Origin of the sequence: Aquimarina longa SW024 (assembly GCF_001401755.1) — a bacterium.
Classification (GTDB): Bacteria; Bacteroidota; Bacteroidia; order Flavobacteriales; family Flavobacteriaceae; genus Aquimarina; species Aquimarina longa.
Genome location: NZ_KQ474100.1, coordinates 77,298 through 100,504, shown reverse-complemented (window position 1 = coordinate 100,504; position 23,207 = coordinate 77,298). Strand labels below are relative to the sequence as shown.

Genomic DNA, 23,207 nt, shown 5'->3' with positions numbered 1-23,207 from the left:
AGAGTTACCTCTTAGCTTATGTTTTTTTATGCTAAAAAGTTATGAATGTAATTGATATGATTATTTTTTTGATTCAAGTAGCTGTTTAACTATTAATTTTAATTCTTCAATATCATTAGCTTGTTTGTTTAGTTTCTTTTCTTGGGCAATAGTATAAAGAGTTAATTCCTCTTCAACTAACAGCATACCATTTTGTTTAAATTTCTCAGCAGATGATATCTCTGGTAAATGATTATTATTTTCTAGTTTTATTTTTTGTTGAGCGCTTGAGAAAAAAATAATCCCAAATAATGCTAGTATTAGTATTTTTTTTCTAATCATTCTATTTTATCTATTTATATTAAAATTTAGCTATATCTATATATGTCTTAATAAGTATAAATGTTACTCTTTATATTTATTTTACTTAGATATATCTTATAAATCTAAAGAAAAAAAAGCCGTAACAAATATAGTTGTTACGGCTTTTCTAGTGTTTTTTATAAGTTAACTTTACATGTTCATTTAAAAAAAAATAACTGTCTGTTAGTATTTAGAATTAAGCTTTAAAATACTAAAACTCTCTATTTACATCCCAAGCTTCTAGATAGTCTTTTACACGTTGTACAAACTGACCTCCTAAAGCTCCATTTACTACTCTATGATCATAAGAGTGCGATAAGAACATTTTATAGCGTATGCCTATAAAATCCCCTTCTGGCGTTTCAATCACTGCAGGAACTTTTCTAATTGCTCCTAATGCAAGTATAGCAACTTGTGGTTGATTAATTATTGGAGTCCCCATAATACTTCCGAATGTACCAACATTAGTTACTGTATACGTACCTCCTTGTATGTCATCAGGTTTTAATGCATTATTACGCGCACGATTTGCTAAATCATTAACTGCTTTAGTCATCCCAACTAGGTTTAGTTGATCTGCATTCTTAATTACAGGTACAATAAGATTACCATCTGGCAACGCTGCTGCCATACCTAAATTTATATTCTTTTTCTTAATGATCGTATCTCCAGAAATAGAAATATTAATCATTGGAAAATCTCTAATAGCTTTAGCAACCGCTTCCATAAAGATTGGAGTAAACGTAAGGTTCTCTCCTTCTTTAGCCATAAAACCAACTTTCACTTTCTTTCTCCAGTTCCATATATTTGTTACATCTGCCTCTATAAAAGATTGTACATGAGCTGACGTTTGTACAGAATCGACCATATGATGCGCAATAAGTTTACCCATTCTGGTCATTTCTATAATTTCATCCTCTCCTGATGCCACTACTGGAGACGCTTTAGAAACTTCTTTTTTAACTGAAGTCGTAGGTTTTTTAACCTCTTCTTTTACAGTTTTGATCGTTGATTGCTCTGGTATTTTCCCATCCTTACGATCATCTACAAACTTTAAAATGTCATTTTTGGTAACACGACCATCTTTACCTGTACCAGAAATTGCTTCTAGTTCATTTAACGATACATTTTCTGTAGCTGCAATATTTTTAACTAATGGAGAATAAAATTTGCTGCTTTCTGAAAAATCAGTAATTCCACTTGTTACACTACTATTTTCTATTATTTGTTCTTCTAATATAACTACTTCTTCAGGAGTCTGTTCCACTTCTATAACTGTTGCTTCTGGAGTAGTATTTACAGTATCTTCTCCTTCAGTTTCTATTATAGCGATAACCTGACCTACCTGTACTACATCATCGACTTCAAAAAGCTTTTCAATCAGTACACCTTCTACCTCACTAGGAACTTCACTATCAACTTTATCTGTTGCTATTTCAACAACTGCTTCATCCATTTCAATAGTATCTCCTATTTCTTTTAACCAAGTTGTTATTGTTGCTTCTGCAACACTCTCACCCATTTTTGGAAGTTTAAGCTCAAATTTTGCCATATCCTTAATAAAAAGTGTTTATTAGTTATTATTTTTGCGAAATTAATTAAAATTACGCTTAAAAATTAATTTTTCTCTATTAAAAATTACTTAAAGTACTATTGATTTCTATTTTTTATTATAAAAATCACTAACAATCAAATAATTACAATATTTATATTCAATATTAAAAGGATTTTATCTCACTTTTATAGTATTTTTTTATGTACTATAAATAGGAAAATAATATCTTATGAACTCTTTAATGCATTCTCAAAAGGTATTCGATTGCGTATACTTCTTCCTAAAGTTACTTCATCTGCATATTCTAGTTCGTCATTAACTCCGATTCCCCTAGCAATTGTCGATGTTTTTACATCCAGTCCTTCTAATTGTTTATATATATAGAAATTAGTTGTATCACCTTCCATAGTTGCACTTAATGCAAATATCAATTCCTTTACTTCACCAGATTTAGTTTTCTCAATCAATGCATCGATCGTTAATTCTTGTGGACCAATACCATCAAGTGGACTTATCTTACCTCCTAACACATGATATACTCCTCGATATTGACCAGTGCTTTCGATTGCCATAACATCACGGATATCTTCAACTACACAAATAATCTTATGGTTACGATTAGGGTTACTACAAATATCACAAATAGCTACATCACTAATACTATGACACTTATTGCAAAATTTTATGTCTTGACGAAGTGTATCTAAAGCATTAACTAGATGTGTTGTTTGGGTTTTAGGTTGTCTAAGCAAATGTAGTACCAAGCGCAGTGCAGTACGCTTTCCTATACCTGGCAACTGAGACATTTCATAGACAGCGTTTTCTAATAATTTTGAAGAAAATTCCATAACACAACAAATTTAGCATTTTTAATGAAAATTGCTTTACAAATACTATAGTAATATCATTTTATAGGGTTGAATTAATATTACACATCATAATTGAAAGCTTTTTTCTATTTTTACTAACTAAGTGAGATTTTAATGCTGTGAGGCTTGTCTCGATACCTAAAATATTTTTCAAACAAATGCCTTGTGGGCTTGCTCTGAGGTAGTTTACTTAAAAAGTAAAAAAACAATGCTAGAAGCTCTTTCTGAAGAAAATCAACTTATTTTAATGATACTAGGTATTGCAATCTTATTCATTGCTGTATCATGGAATACTAAACGTAATAAAAATAAGTTGTATAATCGTAAAGACCGCAGTTATAAAAAAAATTATTTCGAAAAGAAAAAAATGAATAAGAATAAATGAAAGTATATACAAAAACAGGTGATAAAGGTACTACAGCTTTATTTGGAGGTACTAGAGTACCCAAACATCATATTCGTATAGATAGTTACGGAACTGTTGATGAGCTAAACTCACATATAGGACTTATCAGGGATCAAAAAATTGATGAACTCAGTAAAAAAACATTAGTTAATATTCAGAATAAGCTTTTTACTGTTGGAGCTGTTCTAGCCACAGATCCTGAAAAAGCTATTTTAAAAAACGGTCAAAAACGATTAAACATACCTACAATTTCTATAGAAGATATTGAATTATTAGAAAAAGAGATTGATTTTATGAATGAGTCTTTACCAGCAATGACACATTTTGTATTACCTGGAGGGCATCAAACCGTGTCATTCTGTCATATTGCTCGCTGTGTATGTAGACGAGCTGAGCGCTTAGCTACTGAATTACAAGAGATTAGCCCGTTTGAAGCAACAACATTACAATACTTAAACAGACTATCTGACTATCTTTTTGTACTGGCACGAAAGTTGTCTCATGACCTTAAAGCAGACGAAATTGAATGGATTCCTGAAAAGAATTCTTGAAGTTATTAGCTGTAGAATTTATAAATAAACGCAAAAAAAAATCACGTTCTTATAATTATTGTTTAAATAATTAATTTTTTACTTGACTTTTTAAACTAAAAAATTATTTTTGCAAAAAATTAAACCAGTAAATATATGTATTGGACTTTAGAATTAGCATCATATTTAAGTGATGCACCTTGGCCAGCTACAAAAGACGAATTAATCGATTATGCAATTCGTACTGGAGCACCTTTAGAAGTTGTAGAAAACCTACAAGCAATTGAAGATGAAGGAGATTCATACGATTCCATAGAGGAGATATGGCCCGATTATCCTACAGACGAAGATTATCTTTGGAATGAGGATGAGTATTAAAAAATGAAATAATATTAAAAGTCTCGAAAGAGGCTTTTTTTTTGCGTAAATTACGCCGTTTTTATGCCTATTTTATAATAGAAAGCATTGTATAACAACATAACCGTTTAGGTTCTGAGATGATCGCAGATTCCATAAGAATCTTGCTTTAATATTACTTTATACAAAAAGGTAATTAATTAGTTTTATTGATAAAACTAACATTTCATATAAACACACAACCATAGATTATGGGAATTTTAGATTCTGTATTAAAAGTATTTGTTGGAGATAAATCCAAAAAAGACATTAAAGAAATTCAACCAAAAGTTGAATTAATAAAACAAGCGGAAAAAGCTCTCGAAGCTCTTTCTCATGATGAATTACGTGCCAAGACTGTTCATTTTAAAGAACAAATAAATCAAGCTCGTACAGAAATCAATACTAAAATAGAAGCGCTTACTCAAGAAGCTAACAATACCGAAGATATCGATAGAAAAGAAGATATTTATGGAGAAATTGATGCTTTAAAAGAAGAAGCCTATAAAATTACAGAAAAAACTTTAAATGATATTCTACCAGAAGCATTTGCTGTAGTTAAAGAAACAGCAAAACGATTTGCTAAGAATAAAACTATCGAAGTTACCGCTTCTGCATATGATCGTGAGCTTTCAGGCACCAAAGATCATATAACACTTAATGGTGAGCAAGCAATTTGGGCTACAAGCTGGGATGCTGCAGGTAAAGAAGTAAAGTGGGATATGGTACATTATGATGTACAACTTATAGGTGGTATTACATTACATGAAGGTAAAGCTGCTGAAATGCAGACTGGAGAAGGAAAAACATTAGTAGCAACGCTTCCTGTTTATCTTAATGCATTATCCGGTAACGGTGTTCATTTGGTTACTGTAAATGATTACCTTGCTCGTCGTGATAGTGAGTGGATGGCTCCTATTTTTCAGTTTCATGGACTTACCGTAGACTGTATTGATAACCACAGACCTAACTCAGAAGAACGTAGAGCCGCATATAACGCAGATATAACCTACGGTACTAATAATGAGTTTGGTTTTGATTACCTAAGAGATAATATGTCTCATGCTCCAGAGGATCTAGTACAACGCCCACATAACTATGCAATCATTGATGAAGTAGATTCTGTTCTTATTGATGATGCACGTACTCCTCTTATAATTTCTGGTCCTATACCAAAAGGAGATATACATGAATTTGATGAACTAAAACCAAAAATTAATGATATTGTAGCCATACAACAAAAATATCTTACTACTGTTTTAGCAGAAGCAAAAAAATTAATTAAAGAAGGAGATACTAAAGAAGGAGGTTTTAAATTATTACAAGTATATCGAGGAATCCCTAAAAACAAAGCACTGATTAAGTTTTTAAGTGAAGAAGGAGTTAAATTATTACTTCAAAAAACTGAAAACTTTTATATGCAAGATAACAACCGAGAGATGCATAAGGTTGATACGGACTTATACTATGTAATAGAAGAGAAAAATAATCAAATTGATCTTACTGATAAAGGAGTAGAATATCTCTCTGGAAAGGACGATCCTAATTTCTTTATTTTACCAGAAATTGGTATGGAAATTGCCAAAATCGAAGGTTTAAAATTATCTAAAGAAGAAGAAGCAGAAAAGAAAGAAGACCTTTTTAGAGAATACAGTGTAAAAAGTGAACGAATCCACACATTACGCCAATTACTAAAAGCATACTCTTTGTTTGAAAAAGACGTAGAATATGTTGTAATGGATAACAAAGTAAAGATAGTTGACGAACAAACAGGTCGTATTATGGATGGCCGTCGATACAGTGATGGACTACACCAAGCTATTGAAGCTAAAGAAAATGTAAAGATTGAAGATGCAACACAGACTTTTGCTACAGTAACACTCCAGAATTATTTCCGTATGTATGGAAAATTATCCGGAATGACAGGTACTGCAGTAACTGAAGCTGGAGAGCTTTGGGAAATTTATAAATTAGATGTTGTAGAGATACCAACAAACAGACCCATTGCCAGAAAAGATATGGAAGATTTGGTTTACAAAACCAAACGAGAAAAATATAATGCTGTCATAGAACAAGTTACAGAACTATCTCGTGCAGGAAGACCAGTACTAATCGGTACTACTTCTGTAGAGATTTCTGAATTATTGAGTCGGATGTTAACCATTCGTAAAGTACCACACAATGTATTAAACGCTAAACTTCATAAAAAAGAAGCTGATATTGTTGCAGAAGCAGGTAATCCTGGTATTGTAACTATTGCTACCAATATGGCTGGTCGTGGTACCGATATTAAATTATCAGATGAAGTAAAAGCTGCTGGAGGACTTGCAATAGTAGGTACAGAACGTCACGATTCTCGTCGTGTAGATAGACAATTGCGTGGTCGTGCTGGACGTCAGGGAGATCCAGGAAGTTCTCAGTTCTATGTTTCATTAGAAGATAATCTAATGCGTCTATTTGGTTCTGAGCGTATTGCCAAAATGATGGATAAAATGGGACTGAAAGAAGGAGAAGTAATTCAGCATTCTATGATCTCTAAATCCATTGAAAGAGCTCAGAAAAAAGTAGAAGAAAATAACTTTGGAGTTCGTAAGCGATTATTAGAGTATGATGATGTAATGAATGCGCAACGTGAAGTAGTATACAAACGCCGCTATCATGCATTATTTGGAGAACGTCTCCGTGTAGATATTGCTAATATGATCTACGATACTGTAGAAGTCATTACAGAAGGAAACAAAGCAGCACTAGACTTTAAAAATTTTGAATTTGAGCTGATTCGTTATTTTTCTATGAGTAGCCCGATCTCTGAAACAGAATTTGAAAAAATGGATCCGCAAAAGATTGCTGGAGAAATTTATAAGGTTGCTTATGAACATTATCAAGATAAAATGAAACGTAATGCAGAAACTGCATATCCTGTAATCAAACAAGTATATGAAGATCCTGCTAGTCAATACGAAAGAATTTTAGTACCGTTTACAGACGGTGTGAAAAATATAAATGTAGCCACTGATTTACAAAAAGCATATGAATCCGAAGGCAAGCAATTAATAACTGATTTTGAAAAAAATATAACACTTGCCATTATAGATGATGCTTGGAAAACGCATCTTCGTAAAATGGATGAATTAAAACAAAGTGTACAATTAGCTGTTCATGAACAAAAAGACCCTTTATTAATCTATAAGTTTGAAGCTTTTGAGCTTTTTAAAGCAATGCTTGAAGAAGTTAACAAAGATGTGATTTCATTCTTATTTAAAGGAGAACTTCCAACTGGTGACACACAAGATATTTCTGAAGCTAGACAAGTTAGAAGAAAAGAAAATCTAGAAATGTCTAAAGAAGAAATTCCTAATATGGATGAACGTGATGCACAAAATAGAGCAGCGGGGCAAACACAAAACCAACCTCAAGTTACTGAAACTATTGTACGGGAGCAACCAAAAATTGGTCGTAACGATAGAGTCACCATTAAACATGTAATGAGTGGGGAAAATAAAACTGTAAAATATAAACAAGCTATCCCATTACTAGAAAGAGGAGAATGGGTAATCGTAAATGAGTAAAAAGAATTTTTACTTATAAATCAAAAAACCCTGAAGTATTACTTCAGGGTTTTTTGATTTATAAGTAATTAAATTTTCAATAATAAATTTGGATCTGGACAATTTTGCAAATAATATTTTAAATCTTTTGTATTAGAAACTCCAGGGTAATCCCCTACATTACCATCTATATCTATGATAATCTGAAAATGTAAATGAGGTGCATAATCTCCATTAACCGCAGATTCTCCTAAATCAGCTATTATTTGTCCCGCTTTTATATCCTCACCTATTTCTATATCTGTAATTGACAGCATACTTAGGTGACCATATAGCGTATAAAAAGTAATCATATGTATAGTATGCTCTATAATAATTGTTGGTCCATAATCCCCATGATTAGTATTATTTTTAAAACTATGAATTTTACCTCCTAATGGAGCTACTATCTTAGTTCCTGCATCACACCAAATATCTATTCCTAAATGAATATTACGTTCTGTTACAGAATTCTGGGTGTTAAAATGAGTACTTCTTTTATAAATCCCTCTTATTTCGTTATATCCTCCATAAGCAATTTTAGCATTATGATTAATTAGATATTCTTTTATATATTTTTCAAAAGCTTTAGAAGAAGAAATATCTATTGTACTAAGATCCGTATTTGTTATAGAAAGGTCGATTAAAATATAATCTTCTTTTGTATACCCAAAAACAATAGAAGTAAATTCATTAGACAGATTTTTAAAAAATTGCTGTAATTCATCAATCATTACTAGGTATTTTAGACAGTAGCTACACAATAGCTTCACCCCTTCTTATTTAAACACTAATCTCATATAATAAAAATCATAAAAAGAATTTTTTGAGCATTCTGATACTTTCTTATCATATTAAGAAAAGCTTTTATCTATCCTTCTTTTTAAGAAAGATACTTGAATAAAAAATAAAACTGCAAGAAATACAATACCATACACTGTAGTTTTATAAAATTTAAATCCCGAAAAGAAATCATTTATTTTTATAATCTTTACTATTGACAAGTTAACTTCTGAGAAAATTGAGTTTTTAGTATCTGGCAAAAATAAGGTTAAACAAATCAAACTAATCACTCCCATAGCAATCACTAACCAAGATCTTTTAGAAATTAATGGTTTATACGCTTTTTCTTGATAATTTTTGATCGTTTCAACATTACACATCACATTATTCAAAAAGTTAGCAGAAGGAGTATTTAATCCTGCTTCTTTCACTAAACATTCAACATCTTTAAATTGCTCTTCCATTTTTATCACTTATTTCTATAGAAATATGGTATTTAAGTATCGAATATAGCTTTTTTCTACTTCGATATAATTTTATTTTTATATTATTTGCCGTTAATCCTACTATTTCCACAATTTCTTTTACACTCTTTTCTTCAAAATAGTACAATGTTACAATTGCTGCTTCATCCGCAGGAAGTTTCATAATACTATTGGATATAATCTCTTTTTTTTCTTTGGCTTGTAAAAAACTTAATGCATCACCTACCAAGCCTATTTCTGATTCGCTTATCTCTTCTATAAGCTCCGAGGTCATTATTCGTTTATTTGCTTTTATTGCATCTAAACTCTTACGATATGCTATGACATATAGCCATGTAGAAAATTTAGCATCGCCTCTATATGTACCTAAAGATTCAAATGCTTTAATAAAACTATCCTGAGCAACCTCTTCTGCCTGCTCTTTATTTTTGACCATTCGAAATACAACAGTGTATACTATTACCTTATAGCGCTCAACTAATACAGAAAAAGCATTTACATTACCTTCGATAACTTGGTTTATATAATATTGATCTGATGGATGATTCATTATTGCATTGGACGATGTAATAGAGATTCTAGTTACAAAAAACTGTCCTTAAAGTACTTTTCTTGTCTATTCTTTTGTAACCAACTTGTAGATACAGTCGTCTTAATTAAAAAACGAACAGTAATAATCTTTTAAATTAAAAAAAACATGGGATCAGAAGTAATTATAATACCGGCAATCTTTGGTGTACTTTTTGGAATCTATTATTTATTTATTTCTGCTAGAAATAAAGAACGTATGGCATTAATAGAAAAAGGTGCTGATGCTTCTATATTTTATAGCAGTAAGAGTAAAAGAATAACCCCAATATGGAAAATTCTTATCTTAAACATTTCCTTATTATTAATGAGTATCGGAATAGGGGTTTTCATAGCCGGAATTTTACATTTAACCTTAGGGGTTGAGGATGATATAGCATATCCTGGTACTATTTTTTTAATGTCAGGAATTGGATTATTTACCGGCTTTAATATGACTAAAAATCTGGATAATAAATAGTTTTGATTTTGATGACAACAAAATACCCAAACCATAATAATGATCTGGGTATTTTACTTCATTAAAAATTATAAAATCAAATATTTACTTTTTCATAAAGAAGAGTTATTTCATTGAATATTTTGGTTAATTGATTACTCATTTTATACACCTCTATTTCTTCAAACTCTTGATTTTTTAGTTTAGACACATTTTTTTTAATCGTATTCCATTTAGAAAAAGCAAGTCCTATTTTTTCATCTATCTTTGGGGTATTAAACTTAGACACTAATAATTTATTAATAGCTCCATCTAATTCATAAAAAACGTTACTAAGCATTTGAACTGAACTTTTACTTTTAAGTTCAACTCGATTTGCAAAATAATAAAATGCCAATCGCTGTGACAACATTCGTTGTCTTCCACTTATATTTATTGTACTTTCTAGCTCCAATATATCTTCTATAGAATCAGAATCATCTAGGTTGTTTTTAGTACCAGTAATAGATTTTTTGGATTCTGCTATAATAGATTCTACAACTGCATTAGTAGCTTTAAGTAGATCTGTATTTGTGTCTATAATCTTTTTAGCATTGTCATAATTTGGTTGAACATTAATAAGGTTTTTAAAACGCACCCATAATTCATTAACCATTTTTAATTTATCATTAACTTCTTTAAATCTACTATTTTGAATAAGGATTCTATTTTGTTCTTCAAAAATTATTTGACTAGATAATAAATCTTTTTTTGCTTGTGCATTACTTGCATTATTTAGCAAATATAAATATGCTTTGGATATCTTTTGCGTAAGCATACGTTGCTTACCTGATACATTAATTGCATTTTTAAAAGATAATGATCCATATTTTTCATTTTTTTGGGCATAGAGATTATCGGAAACAGATAACATTAATCCGATTACAAAAATCAGTAGTATTGATTTATACATATGTATTTTGTTTTTCATTATATAGGTTTTAAAGTTTTATATAGATTTGTATTTGTGGTTTTTTTGTTAACTGTTTATATTCTATAAAATTTTAAAATATACTTCGTCAATTAGGTCACAAAAGTATCTTAGATTAAACTAAAGAAATATGACTTTTATCAGTTTATAATTGCTTTTAAAAAGATATGTCCAAACATTAAAAAACTGTTTATCAACGTTATTCTTTTTATAATTTTAAATATGAATTTTAGTAGATTATTATTTAGGAAAAAATTCATTTAACCCTCATATTTCAGTCTCTGATACTATTTTAAATCTTATTGATTATTTCATCAGGTTAGTAATAATCGATATACTTCAATTATCAAAATATATACGTATTATCATTTATCATACATAGGGTAGAAATTTTAAAAATTTTCTCCCATTTTTTCAGGATGTAAAAATATAGCATAAAAAAAACCGTCTAAAATTCTTTAGACGGTTGGCTCTTTTACCTTTATGTTTTTTTTGTATTCCCCTAAGTTTACTCTACTATTTCAGAGTATTGTGTATTATCTTCTTCTAATTTTTCTATCACAACGGATTTTCCTTTATTATTTTCAAGAACATATACTCCTACTGGTAATTGACTAAGGTCTACAACATTTGTTGTTTTTGATAACACATGTACTGTATTTTTTACTTCGAATAATTTTATTTTATCACCTTCTTCAAAATCATCTACTGTAATAAAATTTCCTTCTCTTGTTATTGATAAAAGGTTGGTTTCTGCATTATCATAATAATGAATGTATTCTTTTTCAATATTAATCTCTGCTGGCATGTACATTCTTTCACTATCATTTTCTATAACAAAATCGTTATCTAATGCTTCTGTAATATTAATATCTTCTTCTAATCTTTCGATAATTACAGATTCTCCTTCACTATTCTCTAATAGATATGCACCTACTGGCAAAAAACTAAGATCAACCTCTCCTCTTGTTTTAGATAAAACATGATCACCACTTTCTACCTCAAACAATTTTATCTTATCTCCATCTTGAAAATTTACAACAACAACAACAAGTCCTTCTTTTTCTACTTCTAAAGAATCATCTATACCATTTGCATATGTAGATAGGGCTAAAAATAAACTAAAAAAATATAGTATTGATTTCATTGCTTGTTTATTAAAATAAAGGATTACTGCTTTATTGATATGGTTTTACCGTACAATGATATTACTTAATTGTAGTTAAAAAAACTAAAAAATAGACTTTTAGATCAAATGAAAGTAATTTTCGATAAAAAACACAAAAAACGTTAAATAAGTGTTTATTTAATGTTAATCAGCTGATTATTAGTTTTTTAAAAATAAAACAACTAAAAAATCATAGATAAAACACCTAATTAGACAGATTAAAGGACACACCCTATTATATTCTTACATCTGTTATCTATTATAAAGTAATTAGCAGTACATTAATGTTAAGAAAAAAAACCCTACCGATAGAGCGTATCTATTGATAGAGTTTTTCTGTAACTAACACTATATTAAATATGAAAAAACTTTATTTATTATTATTCAGTACAACTTTACTATACTTAGCATTAATTGTAATCATTTTATCAGTACTACGAGTATTTTGAAACCCATTAACCACTACATTTCCAAAATTATTTCTAGTATTTATGTCTAGAGTTTCAGGCAAAGAAATTACGCTTTGTGCTCCATTATAAGATAAATTAAATGATGCTTTAGGTAGCTTTAGCTTAAAATCACTATTTTGGATTGCCAAATCTAAAGTAGAAAAAGACTCTCCTAGATTTGCTATAGTAATGACTCCAAAACTTCCTGATATTGCTCCATTATCATTAAGCTCTTGAATAAAAACATTACTAGAGTCTGCATTAACAAGAAGATTCTTAGCTTTCTGTATTCTACAATTTTTCACATAGTTTACGACTAATCTACCATTATTCCATTGGCGAACAGAGACTGGAGAATAAGAAGATTTGATATAGGTCTGATCCCCATCTATAATATTAGCAGAAAGCGTAGTATGAGATAAAGAAGCTTTAATATTATTGGCTATTTCTGCTAGTTGGATATTTCCATGTCGAATATTAAGTCTTAAATTAGCTCTCTTAGGTATACGTATTTTTATAGTCTTACTGATATTATCTGCGTTTATTTTATTAGTAGTATTATATCTGCGATAAACAGTAATATTAGTGATTCCTGGTTGTTGATTTCCAACATCCTTTATCAATTGAGATGCCCATGCTTGCATTTGTCTGTCATATTGCTCTCCCCAAGCCTCTAAGCGAACCTTCATCTGCCCTGGTGATAATTGCTCTGAATTAGTATTTTCAAATTGTTTTATCCATTTTTGTTTTTCAAGAGCTGCATCTTCTTTAAATTTTTCTCGTATTTGGCTTTCCCATTGCTGAACATATTTTTTATCTTCTTTATAAGAACCATTATTATAATTTACATTAGAATGGTTTTCTGTAAGAGCATTTGGCATAGGGTTTTTAGCCATATTTTTCATAATAGGTTCTAACATACTAACAATCATAGGTTCTAACATCTTCAACTCTTGTAAACTCCTTCTATTCAATGCAATAGTAGAGTTTGCTTCATTTTTTCCCCATAAATTACCTGCAGAAGAATTAATAGTAACGTTTTGTTGATCTCCCAATACATTTACTTGCCAACTATCAAGAATACGTTTATTATTTTCTTCAGAAAGATTTCCTTCCAAATAAGCTTCTACTGCTATTGTATTTTTATTCCATGTTTCAAATATAATATTCGTATGGCTTGTATTAAGAGTTAAGGTAACATCATTGTTTACCATCAATTTTTCGCTTAATTTATTTTGTTTATCCTGAGCATTTAACCCTATACTACCAATACAGGATAACACACTAAATGTTATTATATTAAGCTTGTATCTCATTGTAATTTTCATTTTCAATACGCTCTAATTCTTTTAATTTATCTTTTAATCTATTTAAAAGAGATAATCTTATGGTTAAATTCTCCATCATAGCCTCTATACTTTGTACATTAGGACCTACTTCTATCAGTTCTTTATTAAGTTTTTGATATTCTTTATCCAAATTACCTAGTCGAACTTTAAAGCTTTCTACTAACTCTCTATTCGTATCGTCAATTGTTATTTTTGATAGCTGAAATTTTATACTCGTCAATATACTACTCTCTACCTTTTCATACTCGGGAGATATCTCTGCTAAAGATGAAGACTGTTTTGCTAGTATTACAGAAGAGTTTTTTACATTATTATCCAAACCTACAACCTCTGTTTCCTGAGGTTTATTACCCCCGAATTGATTATATGAGATTAATGAAATGGAAAAGATAACAATGATACTTGCTGCAATATTTATCCATTTATAATTAAAACTCCTAGTTTTCTTAGGCAATTCTTTTTCTAACTTAGACAAAAACCGTTGTTGATGCCCTTCTCTTATCTGTTCTGAAGGAATTTGCTTATCCTGTCTTAACAGTTCTCTAATATCCTGTGCCATCTCTCAAATGTTTTAATTGTTCTTGTAACTGCTTTTTCCCTCTATGTACTAATGTTCTTGATGAAACGGGAGTAATATTTAATATCTCACTGATTTCGTTATGATCATACCCTTCTATCAAAAATAACATGACTGCATATTTATATTTTTCGGGTAATGTTTCGATAGCTTTTTTCACTTCATCTACGGTAACAGAATCAGATACTGACCAATCATTTTGCTCCTCTACTGTAGTCATAACCTGCTCATTAATCGCTACCATATTCATCTTCTTTGCCTTTAACATATCAATACTTTTATTAATTACAATCCGCTTAAGCCAAGCTCCAAAAGTAACATCTCCAGTAAATTGATGAAGTCTTGTAAATGCTTTAATAAAAGATTCTTGCATAGCTTCTTCTGCTTCAAATGGATCTTTAAGAAAACGTAATGCTACATAATACATACCATCACAGTATTTATTATAGAGTTTCATCTGCGCTCTACGATCGTTAGTCCTACATTGTTCTATTAGCTCGCTTTGTAACAAACTTCTTTACTTTTGGTTAATGATTATTATTCAAAAATAGTATTAAATTGTATTCATCTAAAAAGACGAAAACAGATACTTTATGTTGCAAAATTATAGATAAAAACTTTATTCAGGCTATAAAAAAACTGATTACTAAACAATTAACATTAAGTCATTCAATGAATTATATTACTTTTTGTACCGTTTTAATGACATAACATATAATATCATAACAGTTTTAAAGCATTTTTTCTTATTTAGAACTTAATAACCATATGTTTAAACAGTAAAAGAATTATATTTAAAATCAAAAAGCATCATGTCAAAACTTTTAAAGCATATACTGTTTATTGTATTGGGATTAATAATAACAGGAATAACTGGTATGTATCTTATAAAACAAAACACAAAAAAACATAGTCCTGAACAAACAATCTCCCATACCGTAAAAGATGCAACCTTCAGTATATTTTATAATCGACCATATAAAAAAGAAAGAGTAATTTTTGGAGAATTAATTCCTTATAATAAAGTATGGAGAACTGGAGCTAATGAGGCTACTACATTTACAACTGATAAAGATATCATCATCGATGGAACTCCTATTAAATCTGGCACTTATACCCTATGGACAATCCCAAACTCTAAGTCATGGAAAGTAATTTTTAATAGTAAACACTATAATTGGGGTGTTCATATGGATGGTACAGCAAAACGAGATCCTTTATATGATACTCTTATTATAGAAGTCCCTGTACAACCTCTACTAAATGTGGTAGAACAATTTTCGATTTATTTTGAAAATGCAAATAACTTTACCATATTATACCTTGCTTGGGATAGAACAGCAATCGCAGTTCCAATAAAAGTATAATTCTCTTTTTAATATACTTCATAAGAATAAGAACTCCTTATTAATTTTAGGGTTCTAAAATGAATTTATAACTTTGTCATAAAACCATTCTGTGCCAAAAAGTCTATCAAACATATTAATTCTTTTTTTAAAGTGATTTCAAATACTAATAGTAAAGCAATTGATCGATTTAAAAAACTACAACAGAAAATAGTTTCAGTCGATACTATGTTTAAAGCAATCATTGCTAAAGATACTGCTGCTTTAAGTAAAGGAATTACATTAATAGAGAGCACTCAATATGATCATTCTGAAAAAGCGCAACAACTTGTTGAAATGTGCCTCCCACATGCTAATAACTCTGTAAGAATAGGAATTACTGGAGTTCCGGGAGTAGGTAAAAGTACTTTTATTGAAGCTCTAGGAAATTTATTATTACAAAAAGGAAAAAAAGTTGCTATCCTAGCAATCGATCCTAGTAGTAGTATATCACATGGTAGTATTTTAGGTGACAAAACCAGAATGGAATCTCTAGTACGGTCTAATGATGCTTTTATTCGCCCTTCTCCTTCTGGTAAATCTCTGGGAGGGGTAGCCCAAAAAACTAGAGAATCTATTATTCTTTGTGAAGCTGCAGGGTATGATGTTATCATTATCGAAACTGTAGGTGTAGGACAAAGTGAGACAGCAGTACATAGTATGGTTGACTTTTTTTTATTACTAAAATTAGCAGGAGCTGGGGATGAATTACAAGGAATAAAAAGAGGTATTATTGAAATGGCTGATGCCTTGGTTATTAATAAAGCTGATGGAGATAATTTTATTCCTGCACAAAAAGCTAAAAACCAGTTCACAAAAGCTCTTCATTTATATCCACTTGCTCAGAGTAGTTGGACTCCAAAAGTATTAACTTGTAGTGCTATGGAGAATACTGGTATTGAAGATGTCTGGAAATTAATTCTAAAATACCTAGAGATTACTTCTACAAATGGTTTTTTTGAAAAAAATAGAACTCAACAAAATAAATTTTGGCTCTTACAAACTATAGAAGAGCAATTAAAAACATCATTTTATAATAATATAAAAGTAAAAGATAAGCTAGCTTCGCAAATTGATGCTGTACAAAAACATAAAATCACACCTTTTACTGCTGCAAAATATTTATTAGAAATTAGTAAAGATGATCTAGGATAACTATGACTCAAAAACTTACTTCTTCTTTTTCTTATATTTAAAACGATATACATATCCTAAACTAAGTTCAGAAAAATCTGCCTGTCCTAAGTTAGCATTGATGCTTGCCCCTAAAAAAAAGTTGTTTTTATGAGTATGATGAGCGTTAAATAAATAATATTTAACACTAAGTCTACTTGATATTGTTCGTTTCACTTCGTAATACCAATCTAATTCTCCTAAAGTATATGTGTTATTGTATGTTTTACCCTGAGTAAGCTGCCAATCAATTTTATAAAACGGTTTGTGAATATTAAGACCTAAATCAAATTCAACTCCTACATGACCTATAAAAATTTCTGCGGTAGAAAAAAAACCATAATTACTAGCATAAACAAAAGGTTTTTCTTTAAAAAAAGATACTTGATCATCTATCAATTCTTCATTATTCTTTATATGATCATAATAATGTTCATAAAATCTACCATAAAAACCTACTCCAAATTTAAAAATCTTATGTACCACTTTACCTACAGAAAATGCGACAGAGTATACTTCTTTTTTAGAATTAAAGGTTTCTGAAAGAACATTTTGACCTATTCCGCTACGAAATGAAAAATAAGTTTGTGATGATTTGGTACGTTCTTTTTTTAATGCAATAAAATCTTCTGTAGAACTCTCTTCTTGTTCTCCTATAGAAGCTGATGCACTAATCATAAAAGAATTTAACCCTTGATTAGGAAGTTTTGTATGCCCATTAGAATAATGTCCATATCCTAATCCTAGTCGCCATTTTATTGGTTTACAACTCAGTACATCATAGTACAAAAAAGATTTAAACGACCAATTAAAACTTGTGGTAATTGCTTTATTAAAAGGATTGGTTTCTGGATGGTATTTTGTATCGATATAGGAACCTCCAAACCCCATATTAAGATGCCATTTATTCGTTCTTCTAGAAAACAACCCTATTTCAACGAAAGGCATTAACGCATATGCTCTACCTACTTTTTCTTTGTTTCCAAAATCGGTTATCCCTAATGAAATCCCTGTTTTTGGGTATCCTAGTCTAGAAGCCCACTGCTTATCAATTGCTTTATTATAAGCTCCAATACTTATAAAAATAGATTTTAATAGTTTAGTCTTTGGAAAACCAGTATTAGGTTCTGTTGTTTTTCCTAATAAAACTTCTGGTGTAATAAAAAACGAAGTTTTATGATCTTCATTAGATGTCTGCCCTCTTAGTTGTATTCCAATAAAAAACAGAAGCAGGTAACAATACAGTTGTGTCATTTATATATTTTACCAGATAATCTAATTGATATAGTAAACTCTTTTACAATTCAATCATAAATCTGGGAATTTAATTAAATCATTTTTTTAACACGTCAAATATATAAATATATCTAAATAAAATGTTAAAAAAATAATTTCTTATAGAACAATGATAAGTTTATTAATTAAATTCTGGAATATATCTCTTATAATAATAAAAAATCAAAAACATAGTTATAAAAACAAGTATTACCTGTATCTTCTTCTTCTTGTAAAAAACACTTTTAGCTTATAATCCTAAAACAAAAACTAAATACTCTAGATATTTTAACTATCCATATCTAACACTTTATCTTTATGCTCTGTTTCTGAAATTGAATTCATAGTATTAGTCTCCTCCTCCTCTTCTTCAAAACTTTGCATAGTATCAGATAAACGTTTACTAATTTTTACTAGATATATAGTTTCTTCTGTTCTTACCTCTACCGCTTCAATAACTTCATTATACTGGTTTTTAAACGAAATGATGTCTTTATCATCATATCCATCAGGAAACTTCTCTACCAAGAGGTTTAAAATTCTTTTATTCAGCTTTTTATAATCAACAATTACTCTTCTCATAACTTTTAGGTTTTAATGTAAATGTATATATGATATCAAAAAATAGTATCCTTATCATAAATCTTGAGGTCTTATACATCATATACAATAACCTCAAGTTATTTTTAATTGAGTAAGAATCATTTCACTGAGAATGTATTACAAGTCTACTTAAAAAAAATGAAACGAATATAAAATCAACTTTAATAATCAATTATTTTTTTCAATTTTTTACTTGTTAAAAAGCAGTTATTTTTACTTTAAAACAATATAGTATGATTTTTATATATAAAAACAGTATAGTTCTTATTTTACTTTTATAGTCTTATGCTAAATCATCAACCCCCTTCTTATGCCATTTTTTTATAAGAATAAAAAACATAATTTATTAGATTGATTAAATCAAAAAGGTTAAATAAAGTTTATATATAAAACGGTAGTCTTTTTAATTTAAGAAAAGTGTTTTTGTTTAAAAAATAACTTTACTAATAACTTCTTATTTATTAATTGAAGATTTTGAATTACTCTTTACCTAAATGAGTTATCAAATATAAATATCGTGTAGAGGAAGCTATACCTCTATTTTTTTTAGAGATGTATAACAAAAAAAAGGGGCTGATTACATATGATTTTTTTAAAGTTTAGGCTAGTATCACCTTCTTACCACAAAATACCTATCCGTATTTTTTTACAAGGAATGTATGTAATTTATAAGCTCCAAATCCTAATAAAACACCGATTATCATACCAGTAATAATATCTCCGGGATAATGCACTCCTATATAGATTCTACTATAACTTACGACGATAGACCATACTACCATAAAAGGAAAAATATATTTTAGATGTTTGCGTAACGTTAAACCTGTAAAAAAAGCTAATGCCATAGAGCTTGCTGCATGACCAGAAAAATATCCATGTCTCCCACAGCGCTCTGCTATAAAACGAGTAAAGTCAGCTACACCAAGAGCTCTACAAGGTCTAGGTCTCATAAATAATACATTTTTAAACAGATTAGATAATTGGTCTGTAGCAGTGATTAATAATGCTACGGTAATTAGAGTAATGATAGTACCTCTGATTCCAAAATATTTATAAAAAAAGAATAATAATACCGCATAAAGTGGTATTTGATACAATTTTTCGGTCATAAACAACCAGAATCCATCCCACGCTGGTATTCCTAAATTATTAAGATATAAAAAAAGGTCTTTATCTAATTGTATCAGTTCTTCCATTTCTTAAATGTATATAATATATTATTCGTCGTAACGTTCTATCTCGCGATCATAAAAATCATTAGCTGCCTTCAAAAAGTTTTCTGCCTCTGATAATAATTCTTTTTCATCATCCTTATCAAATTCTTCTAGCCATTCTACCTCATCATTTTCTAGATTAATAATGCATCTAGGAAATTCTGTATGAATTACAAAAATAGCATTAGGATAATCTGTATTATCACCTAGTAAGAATTTCGGAAAGTCCATAGTAAATACTTAAAATTATAAAGCTCAAAGGTACTACCTTTTTTAGGTTAACTCGAAAATTATTTCGCTCTAATCATTACTCTATCTTAATTTCAACTCTATTGTTAGATTCTGGATCTAGATTAGAATTTTCTGTAACTATAGGCTCTGTATTTCCTGCTGCTATAACTTCAATTAAGGGTTCATCTATCCCTTGTTCTACAAAGTATTTTTTTACATTATTAGCTCTCATAGCAGACATAATTTCATTTTCAAAAGAGGAACCTCCATCATCTGCATGACCAATAATTTTTACTGTTGTTACTTTAAATATCTTTACATACTGAATATAAGAATCTAATTTTTGTTGGATTTCTTTATATGCTTCACTCTCTCCTATTAAGAATTCTACTGGTAAAAAATCAAGCGCCATGTTACAAACTTGGCTTGCTACAAGATTTTTAGGATCTCTCATTTCCATTAACAAAACATCATCTATAAAATAATATGCTGTATCAAAGTCTTTTCCTTTTACCGATTTACCTTTTGGGCTATCTGAGAAATATCCTAAAGAAATATATTTTTCAGTTCCTTTTGCTTTATATACCCCACAGACTTTAGCCCATCCTTTTGTGTCACATACCATTTTGGAAGATTTTATATGTAAAGGAAACTTTGCTGTAGCTGTTATTTTAGGGCTTCTTGCTGTAAAATATGATCCGATCGATGATGTACAAGAATTAGATACTCCTTCTGCCAAAGAAACATACATATGGAAATAATAATATTTTCCAGGTGATAATGGTTGTTTTAGTTTAGCAGTTATTCCTTCTTTATAGGCTCCTCCTGCAATATACATTCCTACTTTTCCATCTCCTGTTTTAGGATCTTGATTTCCAAACTGTTTTAAAAAATTTGGTGCTTTATGACTAAATCTGATCTCTTTTAGCCTAGGATGATAAGCATCAGGAGAATTAATAGCTGCTTTCCAATCTTTGATGATGCCAAAATTTTGCATTGCCATTTCTAATCTTGCAATAGCTGCATTAGTAGCTTCAAAACTAGGATTAGGAATTAAGTTTTGGGTTTTACTATGAATAAAATTTTGACCTATACTGCTTTGAGTAACCATTATGGTAAAAATAATAAGCAGTACATAAAATTTAGAATTTGGGACTCGCATTTTTGTATTCTGTTTTTTTGGAAAGATAGTTAATTATTAGTTAATACCAAATAAACGTAAGATGTCACAAAATGGTATTTTGCCATTGTTTTTATTTAAAAAAAATATGAATATTTAATTTCAGTGACCTATACCAACTTTTTAGAATGTATCTTTTTCATGAATTAAATTCTTAGTTAAATACTGAAATCTAATATACAATAATACTGCAGAAACTGTAAGACCTGCTAGTAACCCTATCCAAATCCCAGAGCTTTTATACGATGTATATAACCCTAAGTAGTAGCTAATGGGAAATCCTACTACCCAATATGCTATAAATGTTATCACAGTTGGAATTTTAACATCCTGAAGTCCTCTTAGTGCTCCTAATACTACTACTTGAATTCCATCAGAAATCTGAAACAATGCTGCCACAATCAAAAGTTTAGCTGCTATAGCAATCACTTCTGTAGTATCTAATTGATTGGCGATATCATCTACATCTAAATAAATCTGAGGTAATATCTCATTACATAATGTAAAAAATAAAGCAAAAACAACTTCTATTAAAAAAGTTAATAAAAAAATGGAAATAGCAATTCTTTTTAATTCTTTAAATTGCCGAAGTCCCTTTTGGTTACCAACACGTACCATAGCAGCAACGCTTAATCCCATAGCTATCATAAAGGTCATAGAAGCTAAGTTTAAAGCAATTTGATTGGCAGCTTGAGGGTTTTTTCCTAAAATACCAGATAACCATACTGCTGCAGTAAAAATACCTACCTCAAAAAACATTTGCAAGGCAGAAGGAAAACCTAATGCTAGTATTTTATTTATAGCACTACGCTCTAAACTAAAAAAATTAACCCGTGTAACATAAGACTTAGATTTTTCTTTTTTCTTTAGAAAAACCCATAAAAACACAACCATTACTATTCTTGATACTAATGTTCCTACAGCTGCTCCTACAATTCCCATTTCTGGAAATCCAAATTTCCCAAAAATTAGTACATAGTTTAATAACACATTAACTAAATTCGCAACTAGTGTTGCATACATAGGGTATTTAGTCATGGATAGTCCGTCTGAAAATTGCTTTAATGCCTGAAAACTTATTAATGGAATTAAAGAGAATGCAACCAAATCCAGATATGGTATTGCTAATTCTACAACTTCTGGAGGTTGTTTCATTAAATACATCAAAGGTTTTGCTACCAGAATTATCAAGAATAACACAACCCCTAGAGTTGTACACAAAAATAACCCATGCTTAAATACTGATTTACCACGATCAAAATTACCTTCTCCATCTGCCTCTGCTACTAATGGTGTTATTGCTGTAGAAAACCCAATACCTAAAGACATTGCTATAAACATAAAACTATTACCTAAAGATACTGCTGCTAATTCTGCCGTACCTAGTTGCCCCACCATTATATTATCTATTAAACCCACAAAAGTATGTCCCAACATACCTAACATTACTGGTGCTGCTAGTTTTAGATTATATCGAAATTCTTTAGTGTATTGTTGTAACATTTTACAATTTTGAAGATGCAAAGGTATTAGAACGCGACTAAACTAAATCATTATTATTGCATATTTAACGTTATTTAGTTTTTTTCTAAACGAAGGGTATTCACTAGACTATTTAGTAGAATACTAAAGTATGTTTTTAGATTATTTTCT

24 protein-coding genes are annotated in these 23,207 nt (G+C 29.7%); 7 read left to right on the top strand and 17 right to left on the bottom strand.

The features are described from left to right. Positions 1-60: 60 nt before the first annotated feature. From N456_RS12985 to recR, 3 genes are all read right to left on the bottom strand, one after another. Positions 61-321 carry a hypothetical protein gene (locus N456_RS12985; RefSeq protein ID WP_062057771.1) on the bottom strand — a complete coding sequence of 87 codons (261 nt, stop codon included), beginning with the start codon at positions 319-321 and terminating at the stop codon, positions 61-63. A 232-nt stretch (positions 322-553) separates the two neighbouring features. After that, positions 554-1,894 (bottom strand): dihydrolipoamide acetyltransferase family protein, encoded by a 1,341-nt coding sequence (locus N456_RS12980; protein WP_062057768.1) that lies wholly within the window; start codon positions 1,892-1,894, stop codon positions 554-556. 230 nt (positions 1,895-2,124) lie between these two features. Continuing rightward, on the bottom strand, positions 2,125-2,745 hold the full coding sequence (gene recR, locus N456_RS12975; RefSeq protein ID WP_062057765.1) for a recombination mediator RecR: 621 nt from the start codon (positions 2,743-2,745) through the stop codon (positions 2,125-2,127). A 229-nt stretch (positions 2,746-2,974) separates the two neighbouring features. Between recR and N456_RS24485 the strand changes: the two genes are divergently transcribed. From N456_RS24485 to secA, 4 genes are all read left to right on the top strand, one after another. Further along, positions 2,975-3,151: a hypothetical protein gene (locus tag N456_RS24485; RefSeq protein WP_158447887.1), complete on the top strand. Its 177-nt coding sequence runs from the start codon at positions 2,975-2,977 to the stop codon at positions 3,149-3,151. Continuing rightward, entirely contained in the window at positions 3,148-3,723 is a 576-nt protein-coding gene (locus tag N456_RS12965) for a cob(I)yrinic acid a,c-diamide adenosyltransferase (RefSeq protein WP_062057758.1), read from the top strand. The genes N456_RS24485 and N456_RS12965 overlap by 4 nt, the downstream gene beginning before the upstream one ends. Before the next feature lie 135 nt (positions 3,724-3,858). After that, entirely contained in the window at positions 3,859-4,080 is a 222-nt protein-coding gene (locus N456_RS12960; protein WP_008272287.1) for a DUF2795 domain-containing protein, read from the top strand. A 230-nt stretch (positions 4,081-4,310) separates the two neighbouring features. Then, positions 4,311-7,667 (top strand): preprotein translocase subunit SecA, encoded by a 3,357-nt coding sequence (secA, locus tag N456_RS12955; protein ID WP_062057756.1) that lies wholly within the window; start codon positions 4,311-4,313, stop codon positions 7,665-7,667. A 68-nt stretch (positions 7,668-7,735) separates the two neighbouring features. Here secA and N456_RS12950 read toward each other — a convergent pair whose 3' ends face one another. The 3 genes from N456_RS12950 to N456_RS12940 all read right to left on the bottom strand — a co-directional run bounded on the left by N456_RS12950 (position 7,736) and on the right by N456_RS12940 (position 9,503). Then, positions 7,736-8,419: a peptidoglycan DD-metalloendopeptidase family protein gene (locus tag N456_RS12950; protein WP_062057753.1), complete on the bottom strand. Its 684-nt coding sequence runs from the start codon at positions 8,417-8,419 to the stop codon at positions 7,736-7,738. Between the two features lie 120 nt (positions 8,420-8,539). Beyond that, positions 8,540-8,932: a hypothetical protein gene (locus tag N456_RS12945; RefSeq protein WP_062057751.1), complete on the bottom strand. Its 393-nt coding sequence runs from the start codon at positions 8,930-8,932 to the stop codon at positions 8,540-8,542. Further along, entirely contained in the window at positions 8,916-9,503 is a 588-nt protein-coding gene (locus N456_RS12940) for an RNA polymerase sigma factor (protein ID WP_062057748.1), read from the bottom strand. The genes N456_RS12945 and N456_RS12940 overlap by 17 nt, the downstream gene beginning before the upstream one ends. A 147-nt stretch (positions 9,504-9,650) precedes the next feature. Here N456_RS12940 and N456_RS12935 point away from each other — a divergent pair, with 147 nt between their 5' ends. Further along, positions 9,651-10,001 carry a DUF6249 domain-containing protein gene (locus N456_RS12935; protein WP_062057745.1) on the top strand — a complete coding sequence of 117 codons (351 nt, stop codon included), beginning with the start codon at positions 9,651-9,653 and terminating at the stop codon, positions 9,999-10,001. Between the two features lie 76 nt (positions 10,002-10,077). Here N456_RS12935 and N456_RS12930 read toward each other — a convergent pair whose 3' ends face one another. The 5 genes from N456_RS12930 to N456_RS12910 all read right to left on the bottom strand — a co-directional run bounded on the left by N456_RS12930 (position 10,078) and on the right by N456_RS12910 (position 14,950). Further along, complete coding sequence (locus N456_RS12930) at positions 10,078-10,950, bottom strand: type IV pili methyl-accepting chemotaxis transducer N-terminal domain-containing protein (protein WP_082422529.1); 873 nt, start codon at positions 10,948-10,950, stop codon at positions 10,078-10,080. A 508-nt stretch (positions 10,951-11,458) separates the two neighbouring features. Beyond that, positions 11,459-12,097, bottom strand: coding sequence for a hypothetical protein (locus N456_RS12925; protein WP_062057739.1), 639 nt, complete (start codon positions 12,095-12,097; stop codon positions 11,459-11,461). Positions 12,098-12,488: 391 nt separating this feature from the next. Further along, on the bottom strand, positions 12,489-13,883 hold the full coding sequence (locus N456_RS12920; protein ID WP_148639324.1) for a hypothetical protein: 1,395 nt from the start codon (positions 13,881-13,883) through the stop codon (positions 12,489-12,491). After that, a complete protein-coding gene (locus tag N456_RS12915; protein WP_062057733.1) occupies positions 13,867-14,475 on the bottom strand; it encodes a hypothetical protein in 609 nt (202 codons plus the stop codon). The genes N456_RS12920 and N456_RS12915 overlap by 17 nt, the downstream gene beginning before the upstream one ends. Beyond that, positions 14,459-14,950 (bottom strand): RNA polymerase sigma factor, encoded by a 492-nt coding sequence (locus N456_RS12910; RefSeq protein WP_062058628.1) that lies wholly within the window; start codon positions 14,948-14,950, stop codon positions 14,459-14,461. The genes N456_RS12915 and N456_RS12910 overlap by 17 nt, the downstream gene beginning before the upstream one ends. A 355-nt stretch (positions 14,951-15,305) precedes the next feature. On the opposite strand from N456_RS12910, the gene N456_RS12905 reads away from it, so the two are divergent. Continuing rightward, positions 15,306-15,860, top strand: coding sequence for a DUF2911 domain-containing protein (locus tag N456_RS12905; RefSeq protein WP_062057730.1), 555 nt, complete (start codon positions 15,306-15,308; stop codon positions 15,858-15,860). 132 nt (positions 15,861-15,992) lie between these two features. Then, a complete protein-coding gene (gene meaB / locus N456_RS12900; protein ID WP_240315526.1) occupies positions 15,993-17,033 on the top strand; it encodes a methylmalonyl Co-A mutase-associated GTPase MeaB in 1,041 nt (346 codons plus the stop codon). 15 nt (positions 17,034-17,048) lie between these two features. Here the strand turns inward: meaB and N456_RS12895 are convergent, their stop codons facing one another. From N456_RS12895 to N456_RS12870, 6 genes are all read right to left on the bottom strand, one after another. Further along, entirely contained in the window at positions 17,049-18,305 is a 1,257-nt protein-coding gene (locus N456_RS12895) for an acyloxyacyl hydrolase (protein WP_062057724.1), read from the bottom strand. A gap of 309 nt (positions 18,306-18,614) precedes the next feature. Then, complete coding sequence (locus tag N456_RS12890) at positions 18,615-18,908, bottom strand: hypothetical protein (RefSeq protein WP_062057721.1); 294 nt, start codon at positions 18,906-18,908, stop codon at positions 18,615-18,617. Positions 18,909-19,561: 653 nt separating this feature from the next. Further along, entirely contained in the window at positions 19,562-20,125 is a 564-nt protein-coding gene (locus N456_RS12885) for a phosphatase PAP2 family protein (protein ID WP_062057719.1), read from the bottom strand. 21 nt (positions 20,126-20,146) lie between these two features. Then, positions 20,147-20,374, bottom strand: coding sequence for a hypothetical protein (locus N456_RS12880; RefSeq protein ID WP_062057716.1), 228 nt, complete (start codon positions 20,372-20,374; stop codon positions 20,147-20,149). Between the two features lie 76 nt (positions 20,375-20,450). Further along, positions 20,451-21,536, bottom strand: coding sequence for an OmpA family protein (locus N456_RS12875; RefSeq protein WP_082422527.1), 1,086 nt, complete (start codon positions 21,534-21,536; stop codon positions 20,451-20,453). Positions 21,537-21,677: 141 nt separating this feature from the next. Further along, complete coding sequence (locus N456_RS12870) at positions 21,678-23,057, bottom strand: MATE family efflux transporter (RefSeq protein ID WP_062057709.1); 1,380 nt, start codon at positions 23,055-23,057, stop codon at positions 21,678-21,680. Positions 23,058-23,207 lie beyond the last annotated feature (150 nt).